We start from the raw sequence: 21,544 nt of genomic DNA, 5'->3' as shown, positions 1-21,544 counted from the left end.
CTGGACGTACTCCCGAACGAAGGACTGCCATGACCACGACCACCGCCCCCGACATCCGAACCTCGGCGATCATCGAGGCGTACTCGGCCGAGATCGACCGCTTCGCGCGCCGGTTCCCGGTCGAGGACATCGCGCGCATCGCGGCCGTCCTCGTCGAGGCGCACCGCGACGGTCGGACGGTCTTCGTCTTCGGCAACGGTGCCTGCGCCGCGCTCGCCAGCCACATGGCCGCCGATCTCGCGAAGAGCCTCGCTCCGACGCGGCAGGCCGACCCGCTGGCCCCCGTGCTCGACCGGCTCCGGATCCTCGCCCTCACCGACAACGCCGCGATGATGACCGCGGTCGGCAACGACTTCGACCACGACGACGTCTTCCTCGAGCAGCTCCGCGTGCTCCTGCGCACCGGTGACGTGGTCCTCGGCCTCAGCGCGTCGGGCGCCTCGCCGAACGTGCTCCGCGCGCTCGAGTTCGCCCGCGACCGGAACGCGGTCACCCTCGGCTTCACCGGTGCCATGCACGGCCTGCCGCCGATCCTCGACCTGGTCGAGGTCGCCGCCGTCGTGCCCTCGTGCGACATCGACGTGATCGAGGACTTCCACGTCGCGTACCACCACGCCCTCACCCGCGCGTTCGTCGCCGGCGTGCAGGACGCCCGCTCGTGATCATCGCCAGGTCCCCGCTCCGGGTGTCCTTCTTCGGCGGCGGGAGCGACCTGCCCGCGTACTTCTCCGAGCAGCCGGGGTGCGTCGTCAGCACCACGATCGACCTCGCGATCGAGACCGTGCTCCGCCCCCGTGCCCGCGGGGGCGTCCGGGTCGTCACGGACGGCGTCCAGACAGCGGACAGCCCGGCGGCGATCGAGCACGACTTCGTGCGCGAGGCGCTGCTCAACGACGACCCCGGCGTGCCACTCGACGTGTCGATCCACTCGGACGTCCGCAGTTCAGGCACTGGTCTCGGTACGTCGGGAGCGGTCGTCACCAGCCTGGTCGCGGCGCTCGCCGCACTCCGCGGCGCAGAACTCGACCCCGCCGAGCTGGCGGCGACCGCCAGTGAGATCGAGATGGTCCGCTGCGGTCGCGCAGTCGGCCTGCAGGACCAGACGGCCTCGGCGCACGGCGGGCTCCGCCGGTACGACTTCGGCACCGACGGATCGACGACCACCACGGCGATCTGCATGCCGGCCACGGCCCGTGCAGACCTCGAGGCATCGCTCGTCCTCGTGGACACGCTGATCGGCCGCGACGCCGGGTCGCAGCTCGCCCGGCAGTCCCGCACGATGGTGCGACCCGGTGGGTCCCGGACCCGCGTGACGCGGATGGTCGAGATGGCCCGCGAGATGGGCGACGAGCTCGCCGCCGGCAGGACCGATTCCTTCGGCGCAGCGCTGCACGAGGCCTGGACGCTCAAGGCGCAGGTCCTCGGAACGACCGCCAGTGCGGTGGTCGACCTGTACGAGCACGGCCGGACACTCGGCGCAACGGGCGGGAAGCTCCTCGGCGCCGGGGGCGGTGGGCACATGCTCTTCGTCGTCCCGCCGGAGCGCCGAGCGCTCTTCGTCCGCGACATCGGAGCCGACCGGGTCGTCCCGTTCGCGTTCTCCGAGCAGGGCACCCGTGTCCGCGTCGCGTGACCGCCACCGGTCGGTCCAGCGGTTCACCGACCGACCGCTCCTCGGCGCGGACGTCCTGTTCCTCGACCGCGACGGGGTCCTGATCGTCGACCACGGGCACGTCGGCTCGCTCGACCGCACCACGTTGTTGTCGGACGCGCTCGATGCGGCGGCGACGGCCTGGCGATCCGGCACTCCGATCGCCGTCGTGACCAACCAGAGCGGCATCGCCCGCGGCTGGTACGACTGGTCGGGCTTCGACGCCGTCAACGAGCACATCCGCAGTGCCATGCAGGCGCTCGGCGCTGATCTCGACGTCGTGATCGCGAGTGCGCGGATGCCGGGTGACCACGATCCGTGGCGGAAGCCCGGACCGGGCATGCTCCTGGCCGCAGCCGAACGGTTCGGCATCCGGCTCGCCGGGTCCTGGATCGTCGGCGACCGGGGCTCCGACCTCGAGTGCGGTCGCGCCGCCGGCCTCGCGGGCGGGGTCCTCGTCGGTGACGTCCGACCCGCCGGGACGACCCCGGCGGCGGGTGTCGCCATGGCCGCCGGACTCGTCGGGCAGACGGCCTCCGAGTCGCACGGAGCCGGACGATGAGCGCGGGCGGATCCGCGGTGACCGTGGGCGTCGTGATCCCGGTCGGGCAGCGCACCACGGTCGAACTCGGCCCGCAGTTCGAGGCGCTCACTCGACAGACCCGGCAGGGGCCGGTGTCGTTGGTGGTCAGCTGCAACGGCGAACCGGTGCACCTGGTCGAGGCCCTGATCGACGCCGTCGACTGGCCCGAGGGCTGGACCGCGGTGGCGATCGACTCCTCGGCCGTGCGCGGAGCGAGTGCCGCCCGCAACGCCGGGTGGCGGGCACTCGACACCGACGTCGTCCTGTTCTGCGACGCCGACGACGTCGTGTCGGAGACCTGGATCGACGGGATGCTCCGCGGGCTCGAGCACGCGGGCGTCTGCACCGGACCCCTCCGCCACGACGCACTGAACGAACCGTGGATGTGGGAAGCCCCGGAACAAGCCTGGCCCGTCGTGCGGTTCGGGTACCTGCCGCACCTGTCCGCGGCGAACCTGGGCATGCGGCGCAGCGTGCTCGAGGCGACCGGGGGTTTCGATGTCGCGCTCGGTGCTGCGGAGGACATCGACCTCGGGTGGCGAGCGACCGCTGCTGGCTACCCCACTCGGTTCGAGCCGACCGCTGGCGTGCAGTACCGCCTCCGACGAGGCACGATGGAGCTGTTCCGGAACAACCGGCACTACGCCCGATGGGACCACGTGCTCGTGGACAAGCACCGCGACCGCGGTGCACGGTGGGTGCCGCGCGACGTCGTCCGGCACGTGCTCGCCACCGGCTGGGCACTCCTCCGAGCACCACTCGGGCGTCCGCACCGACGGGCCGCGGCGATCCGGCTCGGCACGCTCGTCGGGTGGCTCGAGCGCTACGCCGGCAAGACCCCGACGTCGACCTGACCGAGCGCGATGCCGTCAGCTCGCGTCGCCGTACGCCTGGCGCAGGTGCTCCGCGTAGCCGCCGGGCGTTCGACCCGCGAACCGCCCGCTCGTCACCACCGGGAGCTCGACGGTCGCGTCCACGCGGAACCCCATCGCGTGCGCCCGCTCGACGAGCCGGACGTCCTCGTGCTCGGGCACGGGGTCGAACCCGCCGAGCGCCAGGTACGCGGCCGCCAGCACGCCGAGGTTCGCGCCGTGCACGTGCCCGAGCGCCGCGCCGGGCGGGTGCGCTTGCGTCCACCGGGCGAGCACGACGGGGTCCAGGTCGTCCGGGTCGGGGACGACGGCGCCGACGAGCACGTGTGCCCCGGACCAGAGCGCTTCGGCCTGCTGGACGAGCCACCCCTCCGGCACTCGCGAGTCCGCGTCGGTGTGGGCGAGCCAGCGGGTCGCCGGGTCACCGGGGTGCCGACGGAGCGCGTGCGTGGCACCGATCGTGCGTGCCCGTCCGACCCCGACGTGCGCGGTCGCGACGACGTCGACGGGGAAGCGCCCCGCGACCGTGGCCGTGTCGTCGGTGCACCCGTCGAGCACGACGGTCACCGAGACCTCCACCGCGGGGTGCTCCTCGGCGAGCCGGGCACGTGCGGCGAGCAGGGCGTCGAGGCAGGCGGCGATGCGGTCCTCCTCGTCGTGCGCGGGCAGCACGACGTCGATGCGGACGACTCCGGGGGACGCGGTCACCGGACGAGCCCTTCGGCCCGTGCGACCGACACGACGCCGGGCCCGGGCAGCACGCTCAGCACGAAGTCCGGTTCGACGTGGCGGACGAGGGCCGGCCGTGGCCACCGTTCCGCGAGTCGGGCGTCCACCGCGTCACCGCTCGACACCGCCTCGTCGTCGGGGTGCCGCCAGTGGCAGGCGACCAGCACGCCGTCGTCGTCGAGCGACGCCAGTACCCGGTCGATGGTCTCGTCGAGGTCGGCGGGGGAGAGGTAGTAGCCCACCTCGGACATCACCACGAGATCCCACCGACCCGACGGCCACTCGACGGGCAACGAGGCCTGCAGGAACCGGGCCCTCGGCGCGCGGACCGCGGCCTGGGCCAGGGGAGCGGCCGAGATGTCGGTGCCGAGGACGGCGTCGGCCCGTTCGGCGAGCGCGGCGGTGAGGACGCCGGTGGCGCACCCGAGCTCAAGCGCCGACCGGTACCGCTCGCGGGGGAGGGCACCCAGCGTCACCGCTCGCTTGCGGCGTTCGTACCAGGAGCCCTCGAAGTCCCACCCCTCGGGCTTCCGCTCGTAGTGCGCGTCGAAGGACTCCCGCGAGCGGGAGGCCGCCGGCTCGGGCGCGAAGAACCACTCGGTCGACCGCAGGTGGTGCGCGGCGTGCCGGTCGTCGACGATCGCCTCGTCCCCGGCCGCCGGGGACAGCGGGCGGATCTGCGAGGCATAGGCGTCCAGGGCGGCGCGTTTCCGTGCACCGACGGCGTCGGGGAGCTGCAGGGACCGGGCTCGGGCCCACGGCTGCGCGGACGCGGACGGGTCGTCCCAGTGCCATGCCCAGATCGGGTAGGTCAGCAGCGACACCCCGGCCGCTCCGGCGGTGACCTCCTCGGCGACCTCGCCCGCGATGCGGTGGTCGCGGTGGCCGTCACCGCGCCACGGCGCCACGACGAGCGTCGGTTGCTCCGCGTCGTCGAGCGCTCGCTGCAGGGCGTCGACGACCTCGTCCCGGTGTTCGCGGGTGCCGCCGTCCGGGATGCCGATCGACGACGACGTCGCACCGGCGTGCAGCGTGGCCAGGGCGCGGGTGAACTCGGCGTCGCGGACGGCGGCGAGCTCCGGCGCGGTCGTGGTGGGGGAGTCCGGGTGGGAGCGCTCGCCGCGGGTGAGGAGCACCACGTGGGTGGGGAGTCCCGCATCGGCTGCGGTCGCGATGAGCCCGCCGGCACCCAGGGTCTCGTCGTCGGGGTGCGGCGCGAGGACGACCACCGAGCGGATGCCGTCCAGGTCCACCGGTGTGGTCGGCACCGCGTCGAGGAACGTGGTCCACGCCGCGGGTGCGATGCCCGGCTCGCGGTGGTCGAAGGTCACCATGCGACACCGCCGCGTTCCGTGACGATCCGGCCGATCCGGGCGAGGTCCCGCGCGCCGTGGTCCTGCAGCACGTAGAGCTCGAGGTCGGCGACGCGTGCCGCGACGGCGGGGTCCGAGGTCAGGGGCGCCGGGCCGACGGTGGCGACGACCCGCTCCCGCACGGAGTCCACCGTCCGACGGACCCGGGAGCGCACCGTCTGGGCGAGCAGTGGCCAGTCGACGTCCGGGGCGTCGGGGTCGTCGGACCGGTCGATCCGGGCCGCGGCGTCGGCGAGGGCGTCCTCGGCATCGGCGAGGTCGATCACCGTCGCGCCGAGTGCGGCCTGCAGCAGCTCGGACTCCGGGTGGGCTGCGGCCAGCGAGCGCAGGACCCGTCCGAGTCCGACCGCGCCGCCCCACCAGCACGCCGCGACGCCGATGCCGCCCCACGCGAAACCGGGTCGTCGCAGGTACCAGCCGGGTGCGCCGACGAGCTGTGCCGTGACGCCGTCGAAGTCGACCGGGCCGCTCGGTACGTCGGGCATGCCCCGGGCCACCCAGGCCTCGTCGTGTGCCGTGACGCCGTCCTGCCGCAGGTCGACGGCGACGAGGACGCGGTCGTCCCCGGCGTGTGCGGTGACCAGGGCGTGCGACAGCGTCGAGGCGAGGGAGCACCACGGCTTCGTGCCGGTCAGGAGTACCGTCCCGTCGTCCTGCACCGTGGCGTCGAGACGGAGGCCGGGGCCCTCGGCGGCGAAGACGCCCCAGGTCGAACCGGCTGGGGCGGGGGTCCCGGCCTGGTCGAGGATGCCGAGCGCGTCGAGGTGCGGTTCGACGGTGCGGGCGGTCGCGACGTCGCCCGCGGCGACGGCGGCGAGCGTGGCGAGGAACCCGCCGGCGGTCCCTGCGGACAGCAGCGGGGTGGTGGACGCGAGCGCGCGGGCGACGGTCAGACGATCTGCCGGGCTCGAGTCGGGCCTCCCGGCCGTCTCCTCGATCGCCGTTGTGTCGACGTGCCTGGCGGACGGTGGCCAAGCGGAGGATCGCAGCATCCCTCCAACCTACGAAGGAACGGCCGAGTGCTCTCGGAGCGATCCACAGAGCGCGGAGGGGCGGCCCACAGACCACTCATAGGAATTCCTCGATACTCGAAGACGTGACCATCTCCCAGCCTGCAGCAGCCCCGCGCCTCACGCGTGCCGACGGAACCCCGTTGCGCATCCTGGTCGTCGACGACGAAGCCAGCCTGACCGACCTGTTGTCCATGGCGCTCCGCTACGAGGGCTGGGACGTCAAGAGCGCGAACGGCGGGCAGGACGCCCTGACGACGGCGCGGGAGTTCAAGCCCGACGCGATGGTCCTCGACGTCATGATGCCGGACCTCGACGGTCTGCAGGTGCTCAGCCGACTGCGGCAGAACAACGACGACACCCCGGTGCTGTTCCTCACCGCGAAGGACTCCGTCGAGGACCGCGTGACCGGGCTGACGGCCGGCGGCGACGACTACGTCACGAAGCCGTTCTCCCTCGAGGAGGTCGTCGCGCGGCTGCGTGGCCTCATCCGCCGCTCGCAGATCTCGATCTCCGAGGCGGGCGACTCCCGCATCGTCGTCGGCGACCTGGTGCTCGACGAGGAATCGTACGAGGTGCACCGTGCCGGCCGGCCGATCGAGCTGACCGCCACCGAGTTCGAGCTCCTCCGCTTCCTGATGCGCAACCCCCGTCGCGTGCTGTCGAAGGCGCAGATCCTGGACCGCGTGTGGTCGTACGACTTCGGCGGCAAGTCGTCGGTCGTCGAGATCTACATCTCCTACCTGCGCAAGAAGATCGACGCCGGCGAGACCCCGATGATCCACACGGTCCGCGGCGTCGGGTACGTCATCAAGCCCACCTCGTGACCCTCCGGCGTCGGCTCGTCCTGAGCATCGTCGCGCTCGTCGTCGCCGTCAGCGCGGTGATCGGGGCGGCGAGCATCATCGCGCTCGCCTCGATCCAGACGGGTGCGATCGACCAGCAGATCACGGGCGCCACCCACCGTGCACAGCGGTACCTGCAGCAGAACCAGTCGGGGCAGCCGAGCATCGACCTGTCGCGACCGTCCGGGCAGGCCGCCGGCACCCTGACGGCGTACTTCGTCGACGGGCAGGTCGTGATCGCGAACGTGCTCGACGACTACGGACGCCCGAGCGGCATCGCGCAGTCGAGCGCCGAGGCGCTGGGGACCGTGCACGTCGACGCCGACCCGGAGACCGTCGACCTCGGCGGGGGGACCGGGCGCTACCGGCTCGCCGCCGTCAACGTCGGCCCGGCCGTCCTGGTCGTGGGGCTGCCGATGGCACCCGTCTACGACAGCGTCTGGAAGCTCTTCTGGGTCGTCATCTCCGTCGTGGCCGCCGCGCTGGTCGCCGGGTCGGTCGTCGCGGCGTTCGTGGTCCGGCGTTCGCTGCGGCCACTCGAACGTGTCGCCGAGACCGCGTCGACCGTTGCCCGGATGCCGCTCGACCGCAGCGACGCCCTGGACGGCGTCCGTGTGCCGGACACCGACCCGCGCACCGAGGTGGGTCGGGTCGGCAGCGCCTTCAACCGGATGCTCGGGCACATCGCAGGCGCCATGCAGGCGCGAGAGCGGTCCGAACAGAAGGTCCGGCAGTTCGTCGCGGACGCCTCGCACGAGCTCCGCACCCCGCTCGCGTCGGTCCGCGGGTACGCCGAACTCACCCGGCGGATGGGCGGCGACCTGCCGAAGGACGTCGTCTACGCGATGAGCCGCATCGAGTCCGAGTCCATCCGGATGACGTCCATGGTCGAGGACCTGCTGCTCCTCGCCCGCCTCGACGAGGGTCGCGAGATCCAGTTCGACGAGGTCGACCTGACCGGGCTCGTGCTCGACGCCGTGAACGACGCGCACGCCGCCTCGCCGGAGCACGTCATCGAGATCGACGTGCCGTCGTCGCCCGTCGTGGTCGTGGGGGACGCCGCACGCCTGCACCAGGTCATCGTCAACCTCGTCACCAACGCCAGGACCCACACCCCCGAGGGCACGCGCATCACCGTGGGCCTCGCGCCGTCACCATCGGGCCCCGGTGTCGACCTGACCGTGCGGGACACCGGGCAGGGCATCGACCCGGAGTTCCTGCCGAAGCTGTTCGAGCGGTTCGCCCGCGCCGACAGCTCCCGGTCGCGCACCGTGGGGTCGACGGGGCTCGGCCTCGCGATCGTGGACGCGGTCGTGCAGGCGCACGGCGGCAGCGTCGAGGTGGCGAGCGTGCCCGGTGACACGGTGTTCACGGTCCACCTGCCGGTGGATCCCGCCGCCGCGGCGGCTGCGTCCGCGTCGGACGCGTCTGCTGACTGGTCGGGGACGCCCGCTGCGGTGGACGCGACCCACTGACGACCGGGAGGCGCGGTGCGGGCCCGCACCGCGCCTCCCGATCGCCGTTTGGTCTCGTCCACCGCATCTGGTACTGTTCTCGAAGCCAAAGACCGCCGGATGTCGTGCTGCTTGCAAAGTGTTTGTGAACATCATGACCGAAGGTCCTCACTCATGAGGCATCCCGCGCAGGTGTTCCGAACCACTCCCACCGTCAGGTGAGAGCAGCTCCGAGCCTCTGCGCCGGAGCTTTTTTCATGTGTGGAGACCTGGGGCTAGCCGGCAAGAAACCCCAAGGAGAACCATGGCGAACAAGGAAGCTGCGGTCGCCGAGCTCACGGAGTCCTTCCGTAGCTCGAACGCCGTTCTGCTCACCGAGTACCGCGGTCTCACGGTCGCGCAGCTCAAGGAGCTCCGCAACTCGATCCGTGAGCACGCCACGTACGCCGTGGTGAAGAACACGCTGACCAAGATCGCGGCGAACAACGCCGGCATCTCCTCGTTCGACGAGGAACTCGCCGGTCCGTCCGCTCTCGCCTTCGTCCACGGTGACACCGTCGCCGTCGCGAAGTCGCTGCGTGCATTCGCCAAGGCGAACCCCGAGCTCGTGGTGAAGGGTGGTTACTTCGACGGTAACCCGCTCTCCGCGACCGAGGTGGACAAGCTCGCCGACCTCGAGTCCCGTGAAGTTCTGCTCGGCAAGCTCGCCGGCGCCTTCAAGGCCTCGCTGTTCGGTGCTGCGTACCTGTTCCAGGCCCCGCTCTCGCAGGCCGTCCGCACCGTGGACGCCCTTCGCGAGAAGCAGGAGTCCGCGGCCTGATCAGGCTCGCGTTCCACAACCACACGTATTAGCTAGTAGTAGGAGAAAATCATGGCGAAGCTTTCGCAGGACGAGCTCATCGAGGCCTTCAAGGAGCTCACGCTCATCGAGCTCTCGGACTTCGTGAAGAAGTTCGAAGAGGTCTTCGAGGTCACCGCTGCTGCCCCGGCCGCTGCTGCCGCTCCGGCCGCCGCTGCCCCGGCCGAGGCCGCTGAGGAGAAGACCGAGTTCGACGTCATCCTCAAGTCCGCTGGTGACAAGAAGATCCAGGTCATCAAGGAGGTCCGTGGCCTGACGTCGCTCGGCCTCGGTGAGGCCAAGGCGCTCGTCGAGACCGCCGACGCCAAGATCCTCGAGGGTGCGAACAAGGAGACCGCCGACAAGGCGAAGGCGACCCTCGAGGCCGCTGGCGCCACGATCGAGCTCGCGTAGTCTCGACCGTTCGGTTCACGAAGGCCGCTGCCCCTCGGGGTGGCGGCCTTCGTCGTTGCCGGGGGCGTGTGTGCGGTGCCCGAGGGGCGCTTCCGCCAAAGCGACAGAGTGCCGCCAACTGTTCGCGGGATTCTGTCGCGATGGCAACAGATTCAGCCGCTCATCGCTGAGATCTGTCGCTGTGGCAGGACACTGTTGACGCCGGGGAGGCGGGGCGGTTGTCCACAGATCGGCTCCGGACCCTGAGACCGGTCGTTTCGAGCGACAGTGTGCTGTCATGCACCCTGCCAACGCGATCGAGATCTTCCGCACGAACGACCTCGACCGGGCTGGCGCGCGCCATCTCCAGCGACGGCAGCGGACCGATGAGCTCGTGCGCGTCCGGCACGGCGTCTACGTCGAACGAGCGCCGTGGGAGGGACTGGACGGCCGCGGTCGACACCTCGTCCGGATGCGGGCCGTCATCCCGTTGCTCCGGTCCGGCACGGTCTTCGCGCTCGACTCGGCCGCCGCGGTGTTCGGTGTGCCACGACTCGATCCGTGGCCCGAGCGTGTCCACGCCGTGGACGCCGGGATCGCGCACGATCGGCACCGTGTGGGACTGACCGTCCACGCCGGTGCGCCCGAGCCGTCCGGGAAGCTGTTCCACGGTGCCCCGTTCACCGCGCTGGCCCAGACCACCGTGGAGAACGCCCGGCGTGGCACCCTCGCCGATGCGGTCGTCGGGCTCGATCACGCGTTGCGGAGCGGTGTCGGCCGCGGGGAACTCCAGCGTCTGTGTGCCGCCGCTGGCCCGTGGGGATCGGCACGGCTCGAGCAGGCCCTGATGATCTGCGACGAGCGCCACGAGTCGGTCGGGGAGTCGTTCCTGGCGGCCCGCGCCGCCGAGCTGCACTGTCCGGACTGGGAACCGCAGCACGAGTTCCGCGCACCGGACGGCAGTGTCGACCGCGTCGACTTCTGGCTTCCACGCCAGGGAATCGTCGTGGAGTTCGACGGTCGACAGAAGTACGAGGACCCCGGGATGCTGGGAGGGAGGACCGGCGCCGAGGCTGTGTGGGCCGAGAAGCAGCGTGAGGACCGCGTCCGGGGTCGATCAGAGGTGAACGGCTTCGTCCGCGTCTACTGGGAACACCTCGTGGCACCGGAACGACTTCGGTCGCTGTTCCGACAGCACGGCGTGCCGTGCCGCTGATGGTGGGACCATCCGTGCTGCCAGGGCGACACTTCTTGCCGGAGCCAGGCCGAGCCTCCCGTCAAAGCGACAGATGTCAGCAAACAGTTGGCGGAACCTTGTCGCTTTGGCGGATGTGGCTCAGGGGTATGGCGTGGTCGGCCGAGTCGCGGGGCGGGCCGGAGGGCAGGTCAGCGCAGGGTGCTGTGGCGGCGGCCGTAGGCCAGGTAGAGCACGGCGCCGACGACCATCCAGATGCCGAACGCGATCCACGTCGTGGCGCCGAGGAACACCGCGAGGAGCACGCAGCTGAGGGCACCGAGGACCGGTACGACGGGGAACAGCGGGACGCGGTACGAGCGCTCGAGGTCGGGCTGCGAGCGGCGGAGCACGATGACCGACACGTTGACGAGCGCGAACGCCACCAGGGTGCCGATGCTCGTCGCGTCGGCGAGCTCGCCCAGCGGCACGAGGGCGGCGACGATCGTCACCGCGATGCCGATGATCAGCGTGTTCGCGATCGGGGTGCCGGTGCGGCGCGAGACCCGACCGAAGACCTTCGGGACGAGGCCGTCGCGGGCCATGGTGAGCAGGATCCGGGTCTGGCCGTAGAGCACGGTCAGCACGACGCTCGCGATCGCGACGACCGCACCGATCGAGAAGACCAGCGCGACGAGGGGCTGGCCCGTGACGTCGACCACGATGCGGACGAGCGAGGCCTCGGACGACGAGAACTGCGTCCACGAACGGGCACCGATCGCGGCGATGGCGACGAGGATGTACAGCGCCGTGATGAGCGCGATCGAACCGATGATCGCCCGGGGGAGGTCGCGACGGGGGTTCTTCGCCTCCTCGCCTGCGGTGGACGCGGCATCGAAGCCGATGTACGAGAAGAAGAGGCGGGACGCCGCGGCGGTGACCCCGGCGGCACCCATCGGTGCGAGCGGTTCGAAGTTCTGCGCCTGGAAGGCCGTGAAGGCGACGACCACGAAGAACACGAGCAGTGCGATCTTCACGACGACCATGACGGTGTTCACCCAGGCGCTCTCGCGGGCTCCGGGGATCAGGACCACCGTGGCGAGCAGGACCAGGACGGCCGCCGGAAGGTTCACGACGCCGCCGTCCACCGGGGGCGCGGACAGTGCCGTCGGCAGGTGCAGCCCGAACACGCGCAGGGTCTCGTCGACGTACTCGCTCGCGCCGACCGCGACCGCTGCCACCGACACGGCGTACTCGAGGACGAGGCACCACCCGCACACCCAGGCGATGCCCTCGCCCATGGTGGCGTAGGTGTACGAGTAGCTCGACCCCGAGGTCGGGACTGCTCCGGCCATCTCGGCGTAGGACAGCGCCGAGAGCAGGGCGGCGATCCCGGCGACCACGAAGGAGATCCACACGGCCGGCCCCGCGAGCGGCACGGCCGTGCCGAGCACGACCAGGATGCCGGTGCCGAGGGTGGCGCCGACGCTGATCATCGTCAGGTGCCAGACGCCGAGGGACCGGCGGAGCGGTTCACCGTTGACGCCGACGGCCGCCTCGGACTGCAGCTGCTCGATCGGCTTGCGGCGGGCGAGCTGCTGGCGGAGGGACGTGGGACGGGACGGCGCGGATGGCATGGGACCTCGGTGGTGCGGGGGCGGGGACGGCACATGCTCGCACGCCCCCTGAACGGGGTCAAACACACCCGCCGGACCGCACGGCGGATCAGTGGCCGACGAGCGCGCGCCGATGTCCGACCGCGGGGATACGGTTGCTCCATGAGCATGGGCGGCGGGATGCGCGGCGGCGGTGGGCCGCGCGGCGGTGGCCGGATCTCGAGCGGTGACTTCCGCGCGCAGAAGGCCGCCAACGCCGAGGCGCCGAAGATCCCGCACCTGGTGAAACGGATCGCGGGGCTGTTCGTCCCGCACCGCAGGGCGATCATCCTGACGGTCGTCCTGGTCCTGATCGGCGCCGCCATCTCGGTGATCCCGCCGCTGTTGACGCAGCAGGCGTTCGACCGAGGCCTCTTCCCGCCGTCCGGCAGACCCGACGTCCCGGTGCTGGTCGAACTCGTGTCGGCGATGGTGCTCCTCTGGATCGCGAGCGCCGGGGTGGGCGTCTGGCAGACCTACCTGACGGCGACGGTCGGCAACAAGGTGATGGGCGCCATGCGGATGCGTCTGTTCGGGCACCTGCAGCGGATGGAGCTCGCGTTCTTCACCCGCACGAAGACCGGCGTGATCCAGTCCCGCCTGCAGAACGACGTCGGCGGCGTCGCGAGCGTCCTGAACAACACGATCTCGTCGGTGCTCGGCAACACCGTCACGGTCATCGCCGCCATCGTCGCGATGCTGCTGCTGAGCTGGCAGATGACCCTGGTCGCGGTCGTGCTGCTCCCGTTGCTCGTCATCGCGCAGCGTCGGGTCGGCCAGGTCCGTGCGCGCATCGCCGGGCAGACGCAGGAGTCGCTGTCCGACATGACGGCGATCACGCAAGAGGCACTGAGCGTCTCCGGCATCCTGCTGGCCAAGAGCTTCAACCAGCAGCGCAGTGAGACCCGCCGCTACGGTGACGAGAACCGCAACCAGATCCAGTTGCAGGTCCGCCAGCAGATGTCCGGACAGTGGTTCTTCGCGATCGTGCAGATCTTCCTGTCGATCATCCCGGCGATCATCTACCTCGTCGCAGCCTGGCTGATCATCGGCGACGTCCCGATCACCGCCGGCACCATCGTCGCGTTCACGACGGTGCAGTCGCGCCTGCTGTTCCCGACGGTCGGACTGCTCCGGGTGGTGCTCGACCTGCAGACCTCCGGAGCGCTGTTCGCCCGCATCTTCGAGTACTTCGACCTGCAGCCCGCGATCACGGACTCGCCCACGGCGAAGCCCGTCGACGACACCATGGTCGGTCACGTCGCCTTCGACGACGTGACGTTCACGTACCCGGACGGCGAGCCCGACAAGCCGACGCTCCGCGGGGTCTCGTTCGCGCTCCGGCCCGGCCAGTTCGCCGCCTTCGTCGGTCCGTCGGGCGCGGGCAAGACCACCGTGTCGTACCTGGTGCCGCGGTTGTACGAGGCGACCGAGGGCTCCGTGCGGTTCGCCGGACAGGACGTCCGCGACCTCGTGCACGAGGACCTCATGCGCCACGTGGGGATCGTCAGCCAGGAGACCTACCTGTTCCACGCGACGATCGGCGACAACCTGCGGTACGCCAAACCGGACGCCACCGACGACGAGGTCGAACGGGCGGCGCGGGCGGCGAACATCCACGACACGATCGCCTCGTTCCCGGACGGGTACGACACCGTCGTGGGGGAGCGCGGGTACCGCCTGTCCGGCGGTGAGAAGCAGCGGATCGCCATCGCCCGGGTGCTCCTCAAGGACCCGCCGGTGCTGGTGCTCGACGAGGCGACGAGCGCGCTGGACTCGATCTCGGAACGGGTCGTGCAGACCGCACTCGACACCGCTGCTGCCGGGCGCACCACGATCTCGATCGCGCACCGACTGTCGACGATCCGCGACGCCGACGTCATCTTCGTGCTCGACCACGGTCGGATCGTCGAGCAGGGCACGCACGACGAACTCCTCGCGCTCGACGGCACCTACGCGCTCCTGCACCGGCAGCAGAACACGCCGGCCGACGCCGTCGGCCGCTGACCCCACCGATCACGGCCACCGACGCACAAGCGGGTGCGCCGATCGGACACGCACCCCCAGACCGGACGGGAGGCCCGTGGCGGCCCCGCCACGGGCCTCCCGTCCGGTGCGGCGCACGACCAGGGCGAGGCGCGCGTCACGACCCAGCAGAACGCGGTGTCCGCGTCCTAGACTCGGCCCCGTGCGTTACGCGAACTCCGTGGTCGACCTCGTCGGCGACACCCCGCTCGTCAAGCTCAACCGCGTCACCGAGGGGGTGCGCGCGACCGTCCTGGTGAAGGTCGAGTACCTGAACCCCGGCGGATCGTCGAAGGACCGCATCGCGACGCGGATCATCGACGCGGCCGAGGCCTCCGGCGATCTGCGACCCGGCGGCACGATCGTCGAACCCACCTCGGGCAACACCGGGGTCGGACTGGCGCTCGTCGCCCAGCAGCGCGGCTACCGGTGCGTGTTCGTGCTGCCGGACAAGGTCGGCGAGGACAAGCGCAACGTCCTGACGGCGTACGGCGCCGAGATCGTCGTCACGCCGACGGCGGTTCCGCCGGAGCACCCGGAGTCGTACTACTCGGTGTCCGACCGGCTCGTCCGCGAGATCCCGGGCGCCTACAAGCCGAACCAGTACGCGAACCCGAACGGGCCCCGCAGCCACTACGAGACCACCGGTCCGGAGATCTGGCGCGACACCGAGCAACAGATCACCCACTTCGTCGCGGGCGTCGGGACGGGTGGCACGATCTCGGGTACCGGGCGCTTCCTCAAGGAAGCGTCCGACGGCCGTGTCCGCATCGTCGGGGCCGACCCCGAGGGCTCGGTCTACTCCGGCGGCACCGGCCGTCCGTACCTGGTCGAGGGCGTCGGCGAGGACTTCTGGCCGACCGCGTACGACCCCGAGGTGCCGGACGAGATCATCGCGGTGTCGGACGCCGACTCGTTCGCGATGACCCGACGCCTGGCACGGGAAGAGGGCCTGCTCGTGGGCGGGTCCAGCGGCATGGCGGTCGTCGCGGCGTTGCGGGCCGCCCGTGACCTGACCGAGGACGACGTCGTCGTGGTGCTGCTGCCCGACGGTGGCCGCGGCTACCTCGGCAAGATCTTCAACGACCGGTGGATGCGCTCGTACGGCTTCGCCGAGACCGACGAGGCGCGGACCGTCGGCTCGCTCATCGCCGGGAAGGACGGCCGCCTGCCCGACCTGGTGCACGCGCACCCGGCGGACACCGTGCGCGACGTCGTCGACATCATGACCAAGTACGGGGTGTCCCAGATGCCCGTGCTCAGCGCGGAGCCGCCGGTCGTCATCGGCGAGGTCATCGGGGCCGTCGCCGAGAAGGACCTGCTCGAACAGGTCTTCACCGGCGCCGCGAAGATGGCGGACGCCCTGACCGGCTTCGTGGGCGAGCCGCTCCCGCTGATCGGTGTGGGCGAGTCCGTGTCCGCAGCGCGCCGGGCCCTCGAGACGGTGGACGCCCTGCTCGTCGTCGAGGACGGCAAGCCGGTCACGGTCCTGACCCGCCACGACCTCCTGACCTACCTCTCCGAGTAAGGAACGCAGCCAGCATGACCGAGTTCAGCACCCGCGCCATCCACGCCGGCCAGGAGCCCGACGGCCCCACCGGCGCGGTCATCCCGCCGATCCACCTGACGTCCACCTACGTGCAGGACGGCATCGGCGGCATGCGGAACGGCTACGAGTACTCCCGCGCCGGCAACCCGACGCGGGACTCCCTGCAGACGCTGCTCGCCGACCTCGACGGGGGCGTGGCCGCGTACTCGTTCGCCTCCGGCCTCGCCGCCGAGGACGCCCTGCTCCGGGCCGCACTCCGCCCCGGCGCCCGCGTGGTGATGGGGAACGACGTCTACGGCGGGACCCACCGCCTGGTCAGCCGGCTGCACGTGCCGTGGGGCGTCGAGCTCGTCGTCGTCGACATGAGCGACCTGGATCAGGTCCGTGCCGCGCTGCAGGGTGCGCCGGAGGAGACGGTGCTCTGGGTCGAGACGCCGACCAACCCGCTCATGAAGATCGCCGACATCGCCGGACTCGCCACCCTCGGGCACGAGGCGGGTGCGCTCGTCGTCGTGGACAACACCTTCGCCTCGCCGTACCTGCAGCAGCCGCTGTCGCTCGGCGCCGACGTCGTCGTGTACTCGACGACGAAGTACCTGGGCGGCCACTCCGACGTCGTCGGCGGCGCCGTGGTGCTCGCCGACCAGGAGCTCGCGGCGAAGGTGCAGTTCCTGCAGTTCGGCGCCGGTGCGATCTCGTCGCCGTTCGACGCCTTCCTGACCACCCGTGGCATCAAGACCCTCGCGGTCCGGATGGAGCGGCACTCCGCGAACGCGCAGGCCGTCGCCGAGGCGCTCGTCGCCGCGCCGGGCGTCGAGCGTGTCTACTACCCGGGACTCACCGACCACCCGGGGCACGACGTCGCCGCTCGCCAGATGCGTGGGTTCGGCGGCATGCTCTCCGTCGCCCTGTCCGGCGGACCGGACGCGGCCCGGCGCTTCGCGGAGTCCACGGAGCTGTTCGCACTGGCCGAGTCCCTCGGGGGTGTGGAGTCGCTCATCGGGTACCCGAGCGAGATGACGCACGCCTCGGTGAAGGGCACGGAGCTCGCGGTGCCGGAGAACGTGGTGCGGTTGTCCGTCGGCATCGAGGACGCCGGCGACCTGGTCGCGGACCTGCAGCAGGCGCTGACGCGCTGACGCGCATCGCGCTCCCGGCGGGCTTGCGGGACTGCGGCCCGCGGCGCGCTTCCCGCCGGTCCGTGGTGTCGCCGCTCGCCCCTACGATGAGCGGGTGAGCACCACGGCGACGAGGACGGGCCTGCTGAGCGGGCGCTACGCCCTCGCGACGGTCGGGATGGTCGCCATCGTGGGCGTCGCGGCGTTCCAGAACCTCGCGATGACGACGATCATGCCGGTGATCAGTCGCGACCTGGACGGCGAGGCGCTCTACGCCCTGGCGTTCGCCGCGCCGCTCGCCGCCGGGGTGCCCGGCATGGTGCTCGCCGGCAACTGGACCGACCGCGCCGGCGGCCGGGTCGTCGCCTGGGTCTCCGCCCTGCTCTTCGCCGTGGGGACCGCGGTGGTCATGCTCGCGCCGACGATGGAGGTCTTCCTCGTCGGGCGCCTGGTCGAGGGCTTCGGCGCCGGCGCGATCGACGTCGTGCTCTACGTGCTCGTCGCCCGGATCTTCCCCGCCGAACTGCACGGACCGGTGTTCGCCGGGTTCGCCGCCGCCTGGGTGGTGCCCGCGCTCATCGGCCCGGCGATCGCCGGCATCGTCACCGACACGTGGAACTGGCACTGGGTCTTCGCGGGGGCGCTCGTGATCGCCGTCGGCGCGTTCACCGTGCTCGTGCCGACACTCGGACGGCTGCAGGCACCGGCGGTCGAGCTGCGACCGCCGTGGCAGCGGGTGCGGATCGGGTGGTCAGTGGCCGCGGCCGTGTCGATCCTGCTGCTCAACGTGGCGCCGGACCTGACCCCGTGGGGGATGGTGGCCGCGGTCCTGGTCGGCTTGGTCGGCACGTGGTTCGCCCTGCGGCCGCTGCTGCCGGCGGGCACCTTCCGCGCCGCCGCCGGGCTGCCCTCGGTGGTGCTGCTGCGCGGGCTCGTGGCGGCGTCGTTCTTCGGCAGCGAGGCGTACGTGCCGTTCCTGCTGCAGGCGCAGCACGGCCTGTCCGCATCGGCCGCGGGGCTCGCGCTGACGGTCGCGGCGCTGAGCTGGGCGGCCTCGAGCTGGGTGCACGGCCGGCTGGGGGAGCAGCGACTGACCGCACGCCGGACCTTCGGCGTCGGACTCGCGCTGGTGCTCGTGAGCCTGCTGGCAGCGCTCGCGGTGGCGACGCTCGACCTGTCGTGGTGGGTGCTCGTCGCCGGGTGGTTCGTCGGCGGCGCGGGCATGGGCGCGATCTACCCGCGCACGTCGATGCTCACCCTGCGGTTCTCGGGCGAGGGCGACGACGGGTTCGCGAGCTCGGCGCTCACCATCGCCGACGCCGCGGGCAGCGTCATCGGCCTGGCGGTCACCGGACTGCTCTTCACCGCGACCGGCGGCGCCGACGGCACGGTGTCGTTCCCGCTCGTCTTCGCGGCGATGATCTGCTTCGCCGCACTGGCGGTCGCCGCGGTCCGGCGGCTCGGACCCGTCCCCGCGCCGGTGTCGTCGGCGTCGGCGGACCGCGCAGCCGGGTAGCGTGGCAGACCGGACCGAAGAGGAGACCCCCGTGGTGCGCATCGTCGCTGCAGCCGTCGTCCTGACGGCCGCCCTCGCGCTGGCCGGCTGCCAGGGCACGACCTCCGCTGCGCCCACGCCGGTGCAGAGCACGGACCTCACGAGCTCCGACGGCGGGTTCGACAAGCAGGCCGTGATCGGCGTCGTGCTGGTCCACGACGACGCGGCCCTGGGCGACGACCTGCGCACCGGCCTGTCCGACGCCGGCTTCCGTCCCGACGTCCGGGTCGCTCCCGCGTCGGGTGCGGCGGCGTCCCAGCGGACCGCGGTCGCCCAGCTCGTCCGCAAGGGTGCCAAGGCACTGCTCGTGCACGCGGCTCGGCCGTCGGCGCTGACCGGGGTGATCCAGACGGCGCACGACGCCGGCGTCGTGGTGGTGTCGCTCGGCGACCCGCTGCCGGCGAGCGGCACGGGGGGCGACGGCGTGTCCGCCGACTACCGAGTGCCAGCAGGTGCCGACGACGCGGACCTGTCGGCCACCGCCGTCGAGGTGGTGCGGTCGTTGCAGCGCGGCGAGAAGCCGGAGACCGAGCCGAGCGACGGCGACACGACCGACGCCGAGTGACCGGAGCCGCTCAGCGCGGCGACACAAGACCGGTCAGCGAGGTGCCTCCAGGCGGCTCAGTTCAGCTCCACCACGCCGGGAACGACAACGTGATCGTCTCGACCAGCGCCTTCCTCGAACGTCGCGGCCCGGCGAGCCAGGCCTCGATCGCGCCGACGAAGCCCTGCGCGACGTACCCGGCGGCCACGTCGTCGAGCAGTTCCGGCCGGCGTTCCGCGTCGAGCTCGCGGATGTGCAGGGCACTCGACTCGGTGAAGTGGCCGACGAGCAGCCGGTGCAGTGACGCGTCGTTCGGGTCCGGCAGCGCCTTGGCGTAGATGTCGCGGTGCGTGGTCACGTGCTCGACGACCGCGTTGATGCCCCGCCGCGTGATGGCGGCGAGTTCGGCCGCGTCGGCACCGCGCGCGGCGGCTGCCCGGCGGTCGTCGGCGTCGTCCTGACGGATGCGGTCGAGTTCCGGCGTCAGCACGTCGGCGAGCAGCGATCCGGGGGAGACCGCGTGCGAGTAGAACGTCGCGCGGTTGATGCCGGCGGCACGCGTGACGTCGGCGACGGTGATCTCGGAGACGGGGCGGTCCGCCGCCAGCCGCAGGATCGCTTCGCGCAGGGCGGCGGTCGTGTGCAGGATCCGGGCATCCACCATGACGCCCACCCCCTTCTGATCCGGTTCACCCGGAGGCCCCCGAGCAGTCCGACGGTACCGCATGGGGCGGGATCGGTCCGCGGACGAGGGACGGCAACACGCGGGCAATTCCGTGCCGAGCGCGTCGGGAGCGTTCGTTCGGCCCGTAGGATGGTTCCGCGGACGAATCGATTCGATCGACGCCGCGATCACCTCCTCACCCCTCACCGCCGAAGGACTCCTGCTCGTGACCGCGCCCGCCACCACCGGTTCGCTCCGGGTCGTCCTGCACCCCGGAGACTCGCTCTCCCGCGGGCAGCGACTCGTCTACGTCTTCGTCCTGGGCGCCCTGACAGCGCTCGGGCCGTTCACGATCGACCTGTACCTGCCGGCGTTCCCGGCCATCAAGGAGCAGTTCGGCGTCACCGACGGCGCCGTGCAGCTCACGCTCACCGCGACGACGCTCGGGTTCGCGTTCGGGCAGCTGCTCGTCGGTCCGTGGAGCGACAAGGTCGGGCGCCGACTGCCGCTCATCATCGCGACGACCGTGCACATCGCCGCGTCGATCGGTGCGGCGACCGCCCCCGACATCGAACTCCTCGCGGTGTTCCGCGTGCTGCAGGGCATGGGCGCGGCGGCCGGTGGTGTCGTCGCGATGGCCACCGTCCGCGACCTGTTCGGCGGCAAGCCGCTGGTCCGGATGCTGTCCCGACTGGCGATGGTGAACGGGCTGGCGCCGATCCTCGCACCGCTCATCGGCTCGCAGATGCTCCAGTTCACCAGCTGGCGCGGCATCTTCGTGTTCCTCGCCTGCTACGGCTTGGCCGTGGTGATCGCGTCGATCCTGCTCATCGTCGAGACCCTGCCACCGGCCCGTCGCCGCGAAGCCGGGCACTCCACGATCGGCCAGCGGTACAAGGCGCTGTTCTCCGACCGGATCTTCGTCGGCGTCGCGCTCATCGGGGCGATGGTGTTCAGCGGGCTGTTCTCGTACCTCAGCTCGTCGCCGTTCCTGTTCCAGGGTGTCTACGGACTCGACGCCCAGCAGTACGGCCTGCTCTTCGCCGTGAACTCGGTGGGCGTCGTGCTCGGTGTGCAGATCTCCGCGCGGTTGGCGCAGCGCGTCGGTCCGCAGTGGATCCTGGCGTGCTCGACGGCGACCCTGTTCCTGGCGTCGATCGCGATCATCGTGCTCGACCAGGTCGGCGCGGGCCTCGTGGGCGTGCTCGTGCCCCTGTGGTTCTTCATCGCGGCCTGCGGGTTCTCGTTCCCGCTGGTCCAGGTCATCGGGCTCGCCGCTCACGGCAAGGAAGCCGGCACCGCAGCGTCGCTGCTCGGCGCCCTGAACTTCGGCGTCGCGGGCCTGATCTCGCCGATCGTGGGCTGGCTCGGCATCACGACCGCGACCCCGATGGCGATGGTGATGGCTTCGACCTCGGTGATGGCCATCCTGATCCTGTGGTTCGTGGTGCGGCCCCGGACGGTCCCGGAGCTCACGCACTGACGGGTCGCGCTCGACTCGGAACGACGACA

General features: G+C 71.5%; 21 protein-coding genes. 16 read left to right on the top strand and 5 right to left on the bottom strand.

Annotated elements, in window-relative coordinates:
• Nucleotides 1–29: 29 nt before the first annotated feature.
• Genes ACXKZB_RS13435 through ACXKZB_RS13420 form a run of 4 tightly spaced genes read left to right on the top strand, consistent with a single transcriptional unit; the run spans nucleotide 30 to nucleotide 3,088 of the window.
• Nucleotides 30–662 carry a D-sedoheptulose-7-phosphate isomerase gene (locus ACXKZB_RS13435; RefSeq protein WP_488823452.1) on the top strand — a complete coding sequence of 211 codons (633 nt, stop codon included), beginning with the start codon at nucleotides 30–32 and terminating at the stop codon, nucleotides 660–662.
• Nucleotides 659–1,633: a GHMP family kinase ATP-binding protein gene (locus tag ACXKZB_RS13430; protein ID WP_488823451.1), complete on the top strand. Its 975-nt coding sequence runs from the start codon at nucleotides 659–661 to the stop codon at nucleotides 1,631–1,633. Before ACXKZB_RS13435 ends, ACXKZB_RS13430 begins: the two co-directional genes overlap by 4 nt.
• A complete protein-coding gene (locus tag ACXKZB_RS13425; protein ID WP_488823450.1) occupies nucleotides 1,617–2,213 on the top strand; it encodes a D-glycero-alpha-D-manno-heptose-1,7-bisphosphate 7-phosphatase in 597 nt (198 codons plus the stop codon). Before ACXKZB_RS13430 ends, ACXKZB_RS13425 begins: the two co-directional genes overlap by 17 nt.
• On the top strand, nucleotides 2,210–3,088 hold the full coding sequence (locus ACXKZB_RS13420) for a glycosyltransferase family 2 protein (protein ID WP_488823449.1): 879 nt from the start codon (nucleotides 2,210–2,212) through the stop codon (nucleotides 3,086–3,088). The genes ACXKZB_RS13425 and ACXKZB_RS13420 overlap by 4 nt, the downstream gene beginning before the upstream one ends.
• 15 nt (nucleotides 3,089–3,103) lie before the next feature.
• On the opposite strand, the gene ACXKZB_RS13415 is transcribed toward ACXKZB_RS13420, so the two are convergent.
• The 3 genes from ACXKZB_RS13415 to ACXKZB_RS13405 are packed head-to-tail and all read right to left on the bottom strand — an operon-like array spanning nucleotide 3,104 to nucleotide 6,200.
• A complete protein-coding gene (locus ACXKZB_RS13415; protein ID WP_488823448.1) occupies nucleotides 3,104–3,814 on the bottom strand; it encodes a glycosyltransferase in 711 nt (236 codons plus the stop codon).
• Entirely contained in the window at nucleotides 3,811–5,169 is a 1,359-nt protein-coding gene (locus ACXKZB_RS13410; RefSeq protein WP_488823447.1) for a PIG-L family deacetylase, read from the bottom strand. Before ACXKZB_RS13410 ends, ACXKZB_RS13415 begins: the two co-directional genes overlap by 4 nt.
• Nucleotides 5,163–6,200 (bottom strand): acyl-CoA dehydrogenase, encoded by a 1,038-nt coding sequence (locus tag ACXKZB_RS13405; RefSeq protein ID WP_488823446.1) that lies wholly within the window; start codon nucleotides 6,198–6,200, stop codon nucleotides 5,163–5,165. Before ACXKZB_RS13405 ends, ACXKZB_RS13410 begins: the two co-directional genes overlap by 7 nt.
• Before the next feature lie 104 nt (nucleotides 6,201–6,304).
• On the opposite strand from ACXKZB_RS13405, the gene ACXKZB_RS13400 reads away from it, so the two are divergent.
• The 5 genes from ACXKZB_RS13400 (at nucleotide 6,305) to ACXKZB_RS13380 (ending at nucleotide 10,964) form a co-directional block, all read left to right on the top strand.
• Nucleotides 6,305–7,045, top strand: coding sequence for a response regulator transcription factor (locus ACXKZB_RS13400; protein ID WP_017888661.1), 741 nt, complete (start codon nucleotides 6,305–6,307; stop codon nucleotides 7,043–7,045).
• Nucleotides 7,042–8,538, top strand: coding sequence for a sensor histidine kinase (locus tag ACXKZB_RS13395; protein WP_488823445.1), 1,497 nt, complete (start codon nucleotides 7,042–7,044; stop codon nucleotides 8,536–8,538). The genes ACXKZB_RS13400 and ACXKZB_RS13395 overlap by 4 nt, the downstream gene beginning before the upstream one ends.
• 283 nt (nucleotides 8,539–8,821) lie before the next feature.
• Nucleotides 8,822–9,337 carry a 50S ribosomal protein L10 gene (rplJ, locus tag ACXKZB_RS13390; RefSeq protein WP_111084245.1) on the top strand — a complete coding sequence of 172 codons (516 nt, stop codon included), beginning with the start codon at nucleotides 8,822–8,824 and terminating at the stop codon, nucleotides 9,335–9,337.
• 51 nt (nucleotides 9,338–9,388) lie between these two features.
• Nucleotides 9,389–9,769, top strand: a complete 381-nt coding sequence (rplL, locus tag ACXKZB_RS13385) for a 50S ribosomal protein L7/L12 (RefSeq protein ID WP_017888664.1) — start codon at nucleotides 9,389–9,391, stop codon at nucleotides 9,767–9,769.
• Nucleotides 9,770–10,046: 277 nt separating this feature from the next.
• Entirely contained in the window at nucleotides 10,047–10,964 is a 918-nt protein-coding gene (locus ACXKZB_RS13380; protein WP_488823444.1) for a hypothetical protein, read from the top strand.
• A 170-nt stretch (nucleotides 10,965–11,134) separates the two neighbouring features.
• Here ACXKZB_RS13380 and ACXKZB_RS13375 read toward each other — a convergent pair whose 3' ends face one another.
• Nucleotides 11,135–12,559, bottom strand: a complete 1,425-nt coding sequence (locus ACXKZB_RS13375; RefSeq protein ID WP_488823443.1) for an amino acid permease — start codon at nucleotides 12,557–12,559, stop codon at nucleotides 11,135–11,137.
• A gap of 141 nt (nucleotides 12,560–12,700) precedes the next feature.
• Here ACXKZB_RS13375 and ACXKZB_RS13370 point away from each other — a divergent pair, with 141 nt between their 5' ends.
• The 6 genes from ACXKZB_RS13370 (at nucleotide 12,701) to ACXKZB_RS13345 (ending at nucleotide 19,389) form a co-directional block, all read left to right on the top strand.
• Nucleotides 12,701–14,584: an ABC transporter ATP-binding protein gene (locus tag ACXKZB_RS13370; protein ID WP_488823442.1), complete on the top strand. Its 1,884-nt coding sequence runs from the start codon at nucleotides 12,701–12,703 to the stop codon at nucleotides 14,582–14,584.
• Between the two features lie 33 nt (nucleotides 14,585–14,617).
• The gene (locus ACXKZB_RS13365; protein ID WP_488823441.1) at nucleotides 14,618–14,755 is read left to right on the top strand and encodes a hypothetical protein; all 138 of its coding nucleotides are present in this window, start codon (nucleotides 14,618–14,620) and stop codon (nucleotides 14,753–14,755) included.
• A gap of 10 nt (nucleotides 14,756–14,765) precedes the next feature.
• Nucleotides 14,766–16,130, top strand: coding sequence for a cystathionine beta-synthase (locus tag ACXKZB_RS13360; RefSeq protein ID WP_123313821.1), 1,365 nt, complete (start codon nucleotides 14,766–14,768; stop codon nucleotides 16,128–16,130).
• A 14-nt stretch (nucleotides 16,131–16,144) separates the two neighbouring features.
• Nucleotides 16,145–17,290, top strand: a complete 1,146-nt coding sequence (locus ACXKZB_RS13355; protein ID WP_488823440.1) for a cystathionine gamma-synthase — start codon at nucleotides 16,145–16,147, stop codon at nucleotides 17,288–17,290.
• A gap of 94 nt (nucleotides 17,291–17,384) precedes the next feature.
• Nucleotides 17,385–18,785 (top strand): MFS transporter, encoded by a 1,401-nt coding sequence (locus ACXKZB_RS13350; RefSeq protein ID WP_488823439.1) that lies wholly within the window; start codon nucleotides 17,385–17,387, stop codon nucleotides 18,783–18,785.
• A 1-nt stretch (nucleotide 18,786) separates the two neighbouring features.
• Nucleotides 18,787–19,389, top strand: a complete 603-nt coding sequence (locus tag ACXKZB_RS13345; protein WP_488823438.1) for a substrate-binding domain-containing protein — start codon at nucleotides 18,787–18,789, stop codon at nucleotides 19,387–19,389.
• Nucleotides 19,390–19,450: 61 nt separating this feature from the next.
• On the opposite strand, the gene ACXKZB_RS13340 is transcribed toward ACXKZB_RS13345, so the two are convergent.
• Entirely contained in the window at nucleotides 19,451–20,032 is a 582-nt protein-coding gene (locus ACXKZB_RS13340; RefSeq protein WP_185021452.1) for a TetR/AcrR family transcriptional regulator, read from the bottom strand.
• A gap of 226 nt (nucleotides 20,033–20,258) precedes the next feature.
• Here ACXKZB_RS13340 and ACXKZB_RS13335 point away from each other — a divergent pair, with 226 nt between their 5' ends.
• Complete coding sequence (locus ACXKZB_RS13335; RefSeq protein ID WP_123313816.1) at nucleotides 20,259–21,515, top strand: multidrug effflux MFS transporter; 1,257 nt, start codon at nucleotides 20,259–20,261, stop codon at nucleotides 21,513–21,515.
• The last annotated feature ends 29 nt before the right edge of the window (nucleotides 21,516–21,544 follow it).

The organism is Curtobacterium sp. ABR8 (assembly GCF_057812125.1).
The sequence above is the reverse complement of the archived record's forward strand: the minus strand, read 5'-3'. Positions and strand labels throughout refer to the sequence as shown.

What these genes read in the sequence shown, in the direction of transcription:
- ACXKZB_RS13435 (WP_488823452.1), top strand. Translation starts at nt 30, where the DNA reads ATGACCACGACCACCGCCCCCGACATCCGAACCTCGGCGATCATCGAG.
- ACXKZB_RS13420 (WP_488823449.1), top strand. Translation starts at nt 2,210, where the DNA reads ATGAGCGCGGGCGGATCCGCGGTGACCGTGGGCGTCGTGATCCCGGTC.
- ACXKZB_RS13410 (WP_488823447.1), bottom strand. Translation starts at nt 5,169, where the DNA reads ATGGTGACCTTCGACCACCGCGAGCCGGGCATCGCACCCGCGGCGTGG.
- ACXKZB_RS13405 (WP_488823446.1), bottom strand. Translation starts at nt 6,200, where the DNA reads ATGCTGCGATCCTCCGCTTGGCCACCGTCCGCCAGGCACGTCGACACA.
- rplJ (WP_111084245.1), top strand. Translation starts at nt 8,822, where the DNA reads ATGGCGAACAAGGAAGCTGCGGTCGCCGAGCTCACGGAGTCCTTCCGT.
- rplL (WP_017888664.1), top strand. Translation starts at nt 9,389, where the DNA reads ATGGCGAAGCTTTCGCAGGACGAGCTCATCGAGGCCTTCAAGGAGCTC.
- ACXKZB_RS13380 (WP_488823444.1), top strand. Translation starts at nt 10,047, where the DNA reads ATGCACCCTGCCAACGCGATCGAGATCTTCCGCACGAACGACCTCGAC.
- ACXKZB_RS13375 (WP_488823443.1), bottom strand. Translation starts at nt 12,559, where the DNA reads ATGCCATCCGCGCCGTCCCGTCCCACGTCCCTCCGCCAGCAGCTCGCC.
- ACXKZB_RS13370 (WP_488823442.1), top strand. Translation starts at nt 12,701, where the DNA reads ATGAGCATGGGCGGCGGGATGCGCGGCGGCGGTGGGCCGCGCGGCGGT.
- ACXKZB_RS13355 (WP_488823440.1), top strand. Translation starts at nt 16,145, where the DNA reads ATGACCGAGTTCAGCACCCGCGCCATCCACGCCGGCCAGGAGCCCGAC.
- ACXKZB_RS13340 (WP_185021452.1), bottom strand. Translation starts at nt 20,032, where the DNA reads ATGGTGGATGCCCGGATCCTGCACACGACCGCCGCCCTGCGCGAAGCG.